This window comes from Spirosoma areae, assembly GCF_054781775.1.
In genome coordinates this window covers 244,449-256,797 of sequence record NZ_BAAGTT010000016.1, presented here as the reverse complement: position 1 = coordinate 256,797, position 12,349 = coordinate 244,449, and the positions used below count along the sequence as shown (strand labels likewise).

The following is a 12,349-nucleotide window of genomic DNA, read 5'->3' as shown; positions in this document are numbered from 1 at the left end:
CTACTAACTATCTTTACGGTCCCAGTGTAACGCTCAGCTTTTGGAACGCGGTCCAGTAAGCCGAACTTATCATGCCGATGCCGTTGCCAGGCAACATTTTGAACGGATACGGGCTGCTGCGAACTTCCTGCTCATTCACGTAAAAATGCAGGGCTTCGCCTTTTCGACGGATGGTGAGCCGATTGCGATTTTTATCGACCGGGACACCAGGCGCAAAAAAATCACCCGGCATATAGTCGCTGAAGGTCTGGCCGTTCGCCACCCGACGAATCGACACTTCGCCCTTTTCATTCATGGTGAAGGCGCAGAAATTCAACGAGTCTTTCACGCCAAACACCAGCCCCCCCGTTGGAACACGGCCCGAATCGGCCAGCACATCTACTTTAATTGTGAATATATCAGCCCCATTCAAATTAATATCGGGTGGCAGGGAAACAAAACTGAACGCCACCTGCTGCGTTTTCACATTTCGCTTCCGCATGCTATAGCGGCCCAGGCCAATCTGGTAATAGTAATCGCCCTTACTGCCTGCTCGCCAGCCGTTTCGGTTGGTGGCAAAGTCGCCCGTGAAGGCCGGGCGATAATCAGAATTGCCGGCGCTCAACGGCGTGGTGCGAACCGATGCCGGTTCGGTTAAGGCCGCACCGGCAACTGGCTCAGCCCGGCTAACAGACGGAGCCGCAGGCTGTGCAGGAGGTTGGCGTACTGGCTCCGTTGACCTGCCAGCAGGCTGCATCGTTCGGGCCAGCCGGGACGTAGGCTTTAGGACTACTTTTTGCCAATCGCTGGAAGCCGAATAAACAGTGGACTTTGGGCGTCGCCCCGCTGACTGGGCCAGGCTGCTGGCCGAAAAAAGAGCGACAAAGCCAATGGTCAGGAATAAGCGCATACAGGTAAGGAGTGAAAGAGCGAACGAGCGAAAGGTGTCGCGTCAGAGTTTTCATTATTTTGATCGTTCGCTAATTTAAAACGAATACCGAACAACAGCCGTTGGTTGCCCGGCCTGAATACCTGGTCTGAGCTTAAAGCCCTGATACCGTTGGGCTGCTTTCTGCACCTGATTATTGCGGACACCTCTGATGAACGTAAAAATAACATCGGCGGCCGCTACGACAAGTGCGCCCCGCGTGGCCATAAAATAACGATGATAATGGTCATTAGCCGTTTGGTAGTACGGTTCACCGGCGATCAGATTTTTTTGTTGCTCATAGATGGCATATTCATCCCGCGCTTTCTGTCGCTCTAAAAAACCATAAACAAGTAATCCATAACAACCTACTGTTAGTAACGGACGAACGCCGATTTTAGGCGTCGGCGTTTGCACAAAAATATTCCCGATGCCCGGAGCCACTGCCGATACCAGTGCCCAGGCCGGACCACTATACCGGGCCTGTTGTGGGCGAGCGGAGTCTGCCAACACGGTTTGCGAACGGGATTGAGCAGGCCTGGCCACCGGGTCAGCCTGCTTCGTGGGTTGTTGCGGGGTTGGCGTCGAAACAACAACAGGCGTTGTTGGAGCAGGTTGTGTTGTATCGGCAGCGAAAACAGATCTTTTATTTCGCTTCGACTTCTTCGTCCGGGCGGGTTGTTCGGTTTTTAGCACCGGGGCAGGCTCCAGCGGCTTCGATTTTGGCTGAGTAACAACCACCTTTTCCGCTGGGGTTGGTTTAGGGGCTACTGGTTCAGGCTTCGGGGTCGCGTCGACTGGCTTTTGAACCACCGCAGGCTCCGATGGCGAGGGCGGAATAGTCGGTGGCGTAAGGCCGGTTCTGACGAGTACTTTTGCCTGAACTTCTTCGTTCAGCGAATACCCATTGGCCAGTGCATCCCATATAATACGCCGGTCGGCCCCGGCGGTAGTACGCATTCCAACATCCCCCCGTACAAATTCAGGCCGAATCTGCAAGGCTCCCCGCAACCGACTACGCATCTCAAAGTAAATGGAGTCGCCGGGTCGGGCATTGATAAGGTCATACCTGATTTCGAGTTGGGTCGAGTCAACAACGCGTACCCGAACGTTACGAACACGCTCCTGTGCCCGGCCCGGTAAAGCCAGTAAAAAGCCAGCACTAATGAGAAATAACAGACGCATAATGAGTTAATTACTGACGGTAATTTGCCGGGTGACTGTAAATTTATCATCGCACGCGTTGGCGAGCACAAGCGTAATGGTATAGGTGCCCGCTTTTTCATACGTGTACGTGACGCGGGTGCCAACGCGGCTTCTCCCCTTGCCGTCGCCGGGGTCCCAGCCGATGGCGCCAATGTCGCCCTGCGGATTGTCCAGAAAAAACGTAACATCTAACTTACCCGCCGTGTAGCCAATCGCTGCCGATGGCTTAGCGCAGGTCGGGAAGTTTTTTTTCTCCAGGTCGAAGGGTTCGCAGGCCAGTGTGGCCAGCAACCCCAGCAGACAGATAAAGCGGTTTACCATACGTATTCGATGAGATGTAGACAAAGTAAGCAATACTTCTTGAACGAAGTGCAGTCTATGGAGTAAATCCATTTTCTGCCGTGATTTCAACGGTTTTTTGTAAATTTATCCACTTACCAACACACCCATGACCTGGTCTGCCAAAACCAAAGATGAATTAGTGGCCGAAATTCAGCGGCTGCACCACGAACGCGACGGTATTCTCGTCTCCGACGCGTTATCGGCTTTTGATGTTCGCCAGACAGTTGACCAGCTTAACTTAGTTGGCCTGACCATTGAACGCGACGGGACTCTACTGTATGCCAACCCGTATACCTTCCGCGTAACCGCCTGGCAATCAGGCGAAATTATTGGCAAAAACTTCTTCGATATTTTTATTCCGCCCACCGACCGTGCCCGGCTTGAACTTGAGTTTGAGGAAGCGCTCCTTAAAGGCGGTTTTCCCGAACAGAAGGAAATCAACCTGCTGGCTCGCAGCGGGGCCTTACGAAGCGTGCAACTCAACTCGGTAATCGTTAACGGAGCCGATGGGCACGTTTCGTCGTTCACGGTTATTGGCGAAGATGTTACCAACAAACGACGGGTGGCATCAGCCCTTTCCAATACCAACGCCCAGTTACAGGATTTGGTCGACAACACCTCCGACCTGATTCAACTGCTAACACTCGACGGGAAGTTTATCTTCGTGAACCGGGCCTGGCGTGAGGTACTCGGCTACAATTCCGAAGAAATATCGGCCCTGAACCTGCGCGACGTTCTCCACCCCGACTACACCGAAAGCACGCTCGGGCTGCTGAAGCGGATTCAGAACGGCGACAGACTCCCCTATATTGAAACTGTTTTTCGCAGCAAAACTGGCAAAACGCTGTTTCTGTCGGGGAGCGTCAACTGCCGCTTCGACAACGGCCGCCCAACGGCTTTCCGGTGTATCCTCCACGATACTACGGGCAAAATTCGGGCCGAAAAATCGCAGAAACTCTATTACAGCATTGCCAACTGGACCATCAACACGCCCAACCTCGATGAACTGTACCACCGGATTCATGAGGAGTTAGGCAACATCATCGACGCCCGTAATTTCTTTATTGCCCTGTATGATTCCAGCAAAACGTATTTATCGTTTCCGTACTACGTCGATGAATATTTCGGTGGCAACATGCGATTCACCAAACGGAAACTGGGTAATGGCATCATCGAATACACGATTCTGGCCAACAGGCCCTTGTTTCTGTATGAGAAAGATATTCGTCAGTTGGCCGACGAGCAGCATGTTGATTTATACGGTCAGCGTCAGCCGCAGGTCATGCTAACGGCCCCGCTCCGCATCGGCGATGAAATTACGGGCATCATCGGGGTCAAATCCTACGATGATGCCCAAACCTATGGTCCCCGCGATCTGGAATTGCTGGAGTTCATCTCCGGGCAGGTTGCGCTGGCCATTGCGCGCAAGCAGTCGGAGGCTCGGTTAGACAAACAGAATGCCCGCCTGAACGCCATTTTCGACAGCAGCACGTACCTGATCTGGTCGGTCAACAGAGCGCTTCAACTCACCTCGTTCAACAAGAACTACGCCCGCCTGATCGAGTACCAGATAAACGAAACTCCAACCATTCACAGCAGCGCGCCGAACCTCGGCTGGCGCATGATTGGCGAGGAAAACCGAAAACGGCTGGAAGAAAAATACCGACAGGCGTTTCGGGGGCATCCGCAGAATTTTGAATTGTATTTTGAAACACCCCGTGGCGAAACATACCTCGAATTTCACCTTAACCCCATCCTGCTGGCTGGCGGCATAATCGACGAAGTATCCGGCATTGCCCGCGACATTACCAATCGCCGACGCGCCGAGGTGGCGACCCGCCAGAGCGAGGAGAAATTCCGGGGTATTTTTGAAAACCTTCAGGACATCTACGCCCGTGTTGACCGAAAAGGGCGCATCACAATGGTTAGCCCGTCGGTGCTGAAGCGCATGGGCTACACCCCCGATGAAGTACTGGGGCAGGACATAAGCCAGTTTTTTATTGATAACAGTTTAATTCGCCAGGCCATGTTCAAACTGGGCCGCAACCGAAGCCTGCGAAACTTTGAGGCCAGTATGCGCCGGAAAGATGGCAGCGAGCGGCAGTTTATGTTCAACATGCTAATGCTGAACGACGAGCCGGGTGCATCGGCCAGCGATTCAGTGGTGGCCGTGCTGGCCCGCGACATTACCGAACTGAAGCGGCAGTCGGTTGAACTGGTGAAAGCCAAAGACGAGGCCGAACGGTCGCTGAAGGTGAAAGAGCAGTTTCTGGCCAACATGAGCCATGAAATCCGCACGCCGATGAACGGGATTATCGGTATGATCGATGTGCTGAACGACACGCAGTTAGACGAGGAGCAGCGCAGCTACGTGAAGACCGTGAAACGCTCGTCGGAAACGCTGCTGAATATCCTGAACGATATTCTGGACCTGTCGAAGATTGAAGCGGGCAAGATGGTGCTGCACGAATCGCCGGTGGCTTTTAAAGAAATTTTCGAGAAACTCATCGCGCTGTTTGGTCAGCAGGCCAACTCTAAAAACAACGACCTGACGTATCATCTTGGCCCGGATTTACCCACATTCGTGATTGCCGACCAGACCCGGCTCCTGCAAATCCTGTCGAATCTGACCTCCAACGCCATCAAGTTCACCGAACAGGGAGACATTCGGGTCGAAGCGTCGCTGATCAGCAAGCGGGGTAAATTCAACCGGATTCGGGTGGCCGTCAGGGATTCGGGCATTGGCATCTCGCCCGAAAACATAAATCTGCTCTTCAACTCATTCAGCCAGGTCGATACGTCGTCGCGGAAATCGTTCGGTGGTACAGGACTTGGGCTGGCTATCTCAAAAGAACTGGCTCACCTGATGAAGGGCGAAGTAGGCGTTGACTCGACCGTTGGCATGGGCAGTACGTTCTGGTTCACGATTGAACTGAAAGAAACGGCCATCAGCCCAACGCAGCAGACCACCGAAGTCGCCGAAATTGCGCTGGCTAACTTCTTCAGTGCCTATCATCCCAACGTGTTGCTGGTGGATGACAACGCCGTAAACCGCAAAGTCGCCAGCGAAATCCTTCGCAGGTCGGGTTGCCTTGTCACCACCGCCGACAGTGGCCCGGCGGCCATTAAGGAAGTTGAGGAACGGGCAAAAGGCATTGTGCCGGGGGGTGATGCGGGCTTCGATGTTATTTTCATGGACATTCAGATGCCCGACATGGACGGTGTTGAAACCACCCGCCACCTGCGCGAACAGTTCGGTAAAAACCTGCCCACCATTGTGGCCATGACCGCGTACTCGATGAAGGAAGACCGCGAACGGTTCATCAGTCAGGGTCTCGACGATTACATTGCCAAACCCATCCGCGCCCAAAGCTTAGTGGCGAAGGTGAAGGAAATTGCCGACGCCCACCGCGCTAAACACGAAACTGCCCCTCCGAAAGCCAGCCCAAAGGCAGCGGCCCCAGCCGAACCCGTATTGCCTATCATCGACGCGGAGATTGTTAGGCAACTGCGCGATATTGGCGGACAGGAGTTAGTGGATAGCATTATGGAAGAGTTCGTGACCGAAGCTGCCGACTTAGTCAGCGGCTCGCTCTCGGCCTACGATCTCGGCGACATTCCGACCGTGAAAAGTCATCTGCACACGCTCAAAGGCAGCGCCGGAACCATCGGTGTGGCCCGCGTTGCCGACATTGCCCGCACTGCCGAAGGCAAGCTGAAAGTCAATGATACCAGTGGTTTGCTGGACGCCTTACACGCTCTGGAGCTGGCGTTTGGGGAGTTTCTGACCGAATTAAGAAAGTAAACGAAACTCAGTTTAATGCACCCGTTCAGGCACAATCTTACGCCTGAACGGGTGCATTAGGTCTATTGTAGCGAACCAGCTTTATTGCCAGTTCTTCACCCGGATGAAATAGGGCCGGTATCGATCTGCACTGCCCGGACTGTTGAAATTGTCGGCAAAATTAGTCGCGTTGACACAATAGGAAATCATCAAATCGCCGTTTCTCGACAGTTCAGGATGCACCAGGGCATTGTAGGTGAAAACCTTGCCGCTACCATGTTCGGCAGGAACCGTATAGAGCAGTCGCTTATTGGTCCAGGGGCCAACCGGGCTGCTCGACTCCGACAGAAACAGCCGGCGGCCAAAAATGATCTCCTGCGTGAACAGGTAGTACTTGCCACCGGATTGAAATACGCTGAACTGGTCGGAGGCATCCTTATAGATTGAATAGGGATTAGGCTGACTTCCCCACTGACTGCCGTTCCAGTATTGCCAGGTTGCTGTCAGGTCACCTTGCGGAGCGCGGGCCACAACAACATTCGTCGTTAGTGTTCCGTGCATAACACCATAAATGTAGGTATAGCCATCGGCAGCTTCGCAGAGTGCCCCGCCGTATCCCCATTGCCCCTGGTATTTGTTGACAATAATTTTTTCAATGTTTCCTCCCGTAGCAGGCGAGCAGATGGCAATATCAACCGAAGCATTCTTGAAATCCCAGGCACCTGTTCCAGTCCTTTGGATATGGCTTAGCGCTACCTGAACTTTGTTGGCATAGACGGTCGCATCCAGCGGCCAATACCAGTCGTTGCCACCTTGCTGCTGGGCATGAACAAAACACGCTTTTCCCGCATTTGTGGTATTGGCCCCCTGGTTCAGCGTCTTAAAGCCGTCGAATGTTTCGCCAGTCTGGAGCATCACCGCGTTGCGAACCATTACGTTCTGATTGGGCAATCGATTCCGGTCTGGCTTTACGAGCCCCAGGAACGTGTCGCCGAACGTCCAGAGAATACGCCCATCGGGCAGCAAAGTTGAATAAACCCCATCGCCACCATTCCAGGCAGCGTAGCGGGTGAAAAAATTAGTATACTGCACATCAACCTGGGCTTCGGGTGCCAACGCTGCCTGGCGTGCTCCGGTCAACGTATTCGGATTGGGTGATGATAGCGGATCGGGGCTACAGGCCGACAATCCTGCCAGCAGCATACCAGCCAGCAGATAAACAGGGTTCTTCATTGAGTAAGCGTTTAGTGAGTAAGCGTTTAGTCAGCAAAAAAGTAAATCGCCGGACAAAGCTACTCTACTCAGCAACCGTCAACCCTACCGCCCGGATGGGTGTGTCTGTTAGCAACTTTGATTGAATCCTATAATTATCTACAGGCAACAGGGTGCTGTTACGGACATGATAGCTAATAGCATGTCCGTAACAGCACCCTGTTTTGACCACTCCCACTACTACACTACAAATTGGAATCTTCTCGGCTGGAGAAGGTATCGCCCTGGTTGATGTCGCCGGTTTTTAAGCCTTTGGAGAACCAGTATACGCGCTGGGCTGAGGAGCCGTGCGTGAACGCATCGGGAACAACGGTACCCTGCGTTTGGGCCTGAATCCGGTCGTCGCCGATGGCGTTGGCGGCTGTCAGTGCGCTTTCAACGTCGTTTTTATCGATGGAAATGCTCTGTCCCTGGGCGTGATTGGCCCACACACCAGCAAAAAAATCGGCCTGTAATTCGAGCCGCACCGACACTTTGTTGTAGTCCCGTTCGCTCATGCGGCTACGCAGTTCGTCGGTTTTGTCCATCACGCCGATCTGCTTCTGAACATGGTGGCCTACCTCGTGTGCAATGACATAGGCCATGGCAAAATCGCCCGGCGCGTTAAATCGTTCACGGAGTTCATCATAGAACGACAGGTCGATGTATAGTTTCTGGTCGGCGGGGCAGTAGAACGGCCCCGATGCCCGCGATGCCGTTCCACAACCCGAGGAGGTCATGCTTCGGAACATCACTAACACCGGTTTTCGGTATTGACCGCCCTGGTCGGCGAAAATATTCGTCCAGACATCTTCCGTACTGGCCAATACTTTCCGGGTAAACGAAGCAGCCGCATCATCGGCCTGTGGACCGGCAGGAGCCTCCGTCGCCTGATTCGAGTTTCTCTGGTTCAGAATTTCCGATGGGTCGCCCCCCAGCAGCGTAACAATAATGGCTATCACAACGGTGCCAATGCCACCGCCAACGAGCAGCCCTCCCCCACCGCTTCCCCGGCGGTCTTCAACATTATCGCTTTCACGTCCTCCTAACCAACGCATGATTTCTTTTCGTTAATAAATGGTGATAACACAAGTAATTACTTAGTTCTGCTGGCAAGATTACTGTTTCTGCCGGTAAAATGTTTAATAACCAGGCAATTATTCGTCAAGCCAGGTCAAGCGTGCTTTTGATCCACAAATTCGTGGCGTAGGGTTATAACTCATTATTTTCCCTGGCAGCCTGATCAGTCAGCGTCGTTAGTACGGATTCTGATAGCGTTGACTCGCTTTCTTTGCCTAAAGCCCGCTGTTGGCCAATGCCGCCCGGTTCGGGTAAGGCACCATTAACAACGGTCATTAGTTCGGCAACCAAATTTGGGGCACTTCCCTGAAGCGAAGCGCCTAATTTGGCGGGCAGGCTAATAATGCGTTCGGCTTCACCATAGCGGCAGGCATCAATGATTTGGCGAGCGCAGTCGGTGGAGTCGATGGTGAAAAAAGGAATTGAACCGCTGAGTTTAAACGCGGCATATTCTTTCTTATTCTGACCCTTGAAGATGGCATTGCGCGGGCTGCCCGTGCGGATGAGTCCGGGGCAAATGGTGGTGACGTAAATGCCGTGTTTATGAAGTTCGGCCCGCAACCCTTCTGAGTAACCAACAAGCGCAAACTTACTGGTGGAGTAGGACAACAGATGCGGCACGGCCACTTTGCCGCCAAACGAAGCCACGTTCACAATGCGCCCCTCCTGCCGAAGCATCATTTGCGGCAGCACGGCATTGACCATGTGGAAGGCCGCCCAAAAGTTTGTGTCCATGGCTTGCCGAAAGTCATCTTCCGTAGCATGGTCGTAGGGCGTCACGATGATCACACCGGCGTTGTTGATGAGCACATCCACGGGTCCGATGGCCTGCCGGGTATTTTCGATAAAGTGCTCAACCTGAAGTTTATCGGTAATGTCGCAGACCTGGGTGTACACCTTACGTTCGTAGGGTTCGAGTTCAGCCTGAGCGCGGGCGAGTTCATCCGCATCGCGGGCACAAATGGCAAGGTGCGCGCCTTCCTGCGCCAGGATTCGGGCCATTTCAAGCCCCAGCCCGCGTGAGCCGCCGGTGATAACCACTGTTTTATCCCGAAAATTAATCCTGCGTTTCCAGGCCATTCCTTTTTTAACGGCTACCCATGCGCCAACGGCAGCGAGTCCCCACAACAGGGTTTTGGTTTGAATCGAAACACCCATAGCTAATTCATGTCGTTCAACTAAACTAACCGCCATTCGGGCAGAAAGTTATGAATCAGCCAAAGCTGTGATCTCACCAGCAGAACTAACTTCAGCAGGCTTAGCCAGGTAAACGAAACCCGTTAAAGGAATAATTATTAAGTAATGCACTCCGTAAGTAAACAATTCCGGCATATTTTTTTAAATAAAAATATAAAATTTGATATTTACCGGTGATTTAAATTCCTTATTTGATCTATATCATGAAAAATAGTCTACTCAGTACGTTCACGCTTTGCTGTCTGCTTTTAATCCGGGTAAATGTATGGAGTCAATGCACAGTACCAGCTCTGCCGAGTTGTGCGGGCTGTATCCCACTCACAGCCAGCAATCAGAATCTAAGTACCGGCACCTACTGCGTAACGACCTCAATCAATAATCTGAATCTGAGTGGTTCAGCCGTTATTTGCGTATCGGGCGCGGGCCAGATCAATGGTGGCAATATCAACGGAGGCACCGTTATTTACGGCGGCAGCACGGCCATGAATCCATTGAATTTTGCCTTGAATAGTGGTGGTACCCTGCGAATCCGAAGCAGCCTCACGCTGACTGCGCTGAGTGCGATCAATGGCGGGGCTACGCTCATTATTGAAAATAGTGCAACCCTAACTGTCTCTAATTTAGACGTGAACGGCAAGCTGATTGTCGAACAGGGAGGAATCCTGTATGTCAACAACAACTTTGGCATCAACGGCAACGGAAGCGTATGCCTCAACAACGGGATAGTTAATACCAATAACTTTACCAAAAACGACCAGCTTAACTCATCTACCACCAACAATAAAGGCTGCTATGCCATTCGGGGCAGCGTTGGCAATTTCAATCAGGTGCTCACCAACACCAGCAGCATCAATGTCTGTTTGTCGGGCGCCATTCCCAATCCCAATAAATTCGGCAGCGCAACGGTCAGTGCCAATTGCTCAAATTCGTCGGCGGGCGGGGGGTGTTATGCGGCACTACCGGTGCGCCTAACCTCATTTCAGGCGCAACCGTCTGCCGAGGGCGTGCGCCTGAGCTGGACAACTTCACTGGAACAGAACTTTGCCTATTTTCTGGTCGAGCGCAGTTCCGATGCCATTACGTTTGAAACCGTCAGTCCCCGCATTGCCTCCCAGTCAGACAAGGCGGGTTCCCGGCAGTATGCGTGGACGGATGGAACAGCGACGGACGGCACGTTTTATTATCGCCTGAAACAAGTCGACCTGGACAGTACGCACGCCTATTCCAAAACGGTTGGCGTTGTGTTGAGCAGCGCCGACAATGCGCTAACCTTAAAACCAAACCCTTTCGCCGATGAATTGAGCATAACGTTCAGTACACCCATAACCGGCCTTTATGTGCTTGACTTGTATTCGGCAACCGGGCAGCTACAGTCGTCGGTGACGGGCGAGAAAAACGGAGCGGTAATTACGAAAACGATTCCAGTGGATCATCTTCCTGCCGGTATTTATTTTGTCAGTCTTCGTATCGGCGAGCAGCATTTCATGCGTAAGGTTATCAAGTCAGGCCAACATTAAGTCAGTAATCAGGCGGGTCAAATTTCATTGAGTTGGGCGTTAGACACAGAATAAAGTGAATTGGGAGTAGCCAGACTACAGGCCGTACTTTACAGAGGGGACTCCCAACCTTCCCCGATATGAAATCGTGCCTTGCTTTACTCAGTCTCATTATACTTGCAACCAACCTAACGCTAGCGCAATCCGTCAACTCTACTGTATATGTATGGGCCGACGCGCCGGTTGTGAAGAAGCCCGCTACGGAACAGCGAACCCTTCTGGAGGGCACAACCACCGATTTCCGTCACCTGAAAATCCATGCCACGACACTACAACCGCATCAGGCCCCGCATCCGGCTCATAAACATGACGACGAAGAGCTAATTATCATTAAAGAAGGAAAGCTGACGGTAACCATTAAGGGCAAAACAAAAACATTAGGCGCCGGTAGCATCGCGCTGATTATGCCCGGCGACGAACATGGCTTCGATAACAAAGAAGCCTCACCGGCAACGTATTACGTTATGCGGTACGAATCGAAAGAGCCGGGCAACCTGGAACGGGGCCGGAAAGCAGGCGGTTCGTTCTGGGTAGACTGGAACGACGTACCGTTTCAGCCGCATGACAAGGGCGGCATCCGGCGGATGTTTGACCGTGCTACGGCCATGACCCAACGGTTCGAGATGCACGTCACGACGCTGAACAAGGGGTTATGGAGCCACCCGCCCCACACGCACCGGGCCGCCGAGATTCTGCTGCTGGTTGAGAATACGGCCCAGGAGAGTATTGATGGGAAATTACATGCAGCCACCACCGGCGACCTCATCTTTCTGGAGTCCAACGTTCCTCACGCCATTCAAAACACCAGTCAGAGCAATTGTACATACTTCGCGTTTCAGTTCAATTGATGCATGATACAGTAAATCAGCAGCTTAGACAACATATTATCAAGTAACCATATTATTGATATAATCAACAAAATCACAGGTATTGACCTGATTTTATACGGCTTCGGTACATTTTTTGCTCTATTTCTCCTTACAATACCGGTAAATCCGCGTTTTGTCTGCCTGCCTTCTGTCTGGC

At 52.4% G+C, this 12,349-nt stretch carries 9 protein-coding genes; 3 read left to right on the top strand and 6 right to left on the bottom strand.

The window, feature by feature from the left end:
- Positions 1 to 13: 13 nt before the first annotated feature.
- The 3 genes from ACYVI1_RS07135 to ACYVI1_RS07125 all read right to left on the bottom strand — a co-directional run bounded on the left by ACYVI1_RS07135 (position 14) and on the right by ACYVI1_RS07125 (position 2,434).
- Positions 14 to 889: a hypothetical protein gene (locus ACYVI1_RS07135; protein ID WP_460908251.1), complete on the bottom strand. Its 876-nt coding sequence runs from the start codon at positions 887 to 889 to the stop codon at positions 14 to 16.
- A 75-nt stretch (positions 890 to 964) separates the two neighbouring features.
- Positions 965 to 2,092 (bottom strand): hypothetical protein, encoded by a 1,128-nt coding sequence (locus tag ACYVI1_RS07130; protein WP_460908249.1) that lies wholly within the window; start codon positions 2,090 to 2,092, stop codon positions 965 to 967.
- A gap of 6 nt (positions 2,093 to 2,098) precedes the next feature.
- Positions 2,099 to 2,434: a PKD domain-containing protein gene (locus ACYVI1_RS07125; protein ID WP_460908247.1), complete on the bottom strand. Its 336-nt coding sequence runs from the start codon at positions 2,432 to 2,434 to the stop codon at positions 2,099 to 2,101.
- Between the two features lie 127 nt (positions 2,435 to 2,561).
- Between ACYVI1_RS07125 and ACYVI1_RS07120 the strand changes: the two genes are divergently transcribed.
- Positions 2,562 to 6,260, top strand: coding sequence for a PAS domain S-box protein (locus ACYVI1_RS07120; RefSeq protein WP_460908245.1), 3,699 nt, complete (start codon positions 2,562 to 2,564; stop codon positions 6,258 to 6,260).
- Between the two features lie 81 nt (positions 6,261 to 6,341).
- Here the strand turns inward: ACYVI1_RS07120 and ACYVI1_RS07115 are convergent, their stop codons facing one another.
- From ACYVI1_RS07115 to ACYVI1_RS07105, 3 genes are all read right to left on the bottom strand, one after another.
- Positions 6,342 to 7,472: a DUF5005 domain-containing protein gene (locus ACYVI1_RS07115; RefSeq protein ID WP_460908243.1), complete on the bottom strand. Its 1,131-nt coding sequence runs from the start codon at positions 7,470 to 7,472 to the stop codon at positions 6,342 to 6,344.
- A 224-nt stretch (positions 7,473 to 7,696) separates the two neighbouring features.
- Positions 7,697 to 8,548, bottom strand: coding sequence for a KPN_02809 family neutral zinc metallopeptidase (gene ypfJ, locus ACYVI1_RS07110; RefSeq protein WP_460908241.1), 852 nt, complete (start codon positions 8,546 to 8,548; stop codon positions 7,697 to 7,699).
- Positions 8,549 to 8,702: 154 nt separating this feature from the next.
- Positions 8,703 to 9,728, bottom strand: a complete 1,026-nt coding sequence (locus tag ACYVI1_RS07105) for an SDR family NAD(P)-dependent oxidoreductase (RefSeq protein WP_460908784.1) — start codon at positions 9,726 to 9,728, stop codon at positions 8,703 to 8,705.
- Positions 9,729 to 9,970: 242 nt separating this feature from the next.
- Between ACYVI1_RS07105 and ACYVI1_RS07100 the strand changes: the two genes are divergently transcribed.
- Complete coding sequence (locus ACYVI1_RS07100) at positions 9,971 to 11,284, top strand: T9SS type A sorting domain-containing protein (RefSeq protein ID WP_460908239.1); 1,314 nt, start codon at positions 9,971 to 9,973, stop codon at positions 11,282 to 11,284.
- Between the two features lie 119 nt (positions 11,285 to 11,403).
- Positions 11,404 to 12,171, top strand: coding sequence for a cupin domain-containing protein (locus ACYVI1_RS07095; protein ID WP_460908237.1), 768 nt, complete (start codon positions 11,404 to 11,406; stop codon positions 12,169 to 12,171).
- Positions 12,172 to 12,349 lie beyond the last annotated feature (178 nt).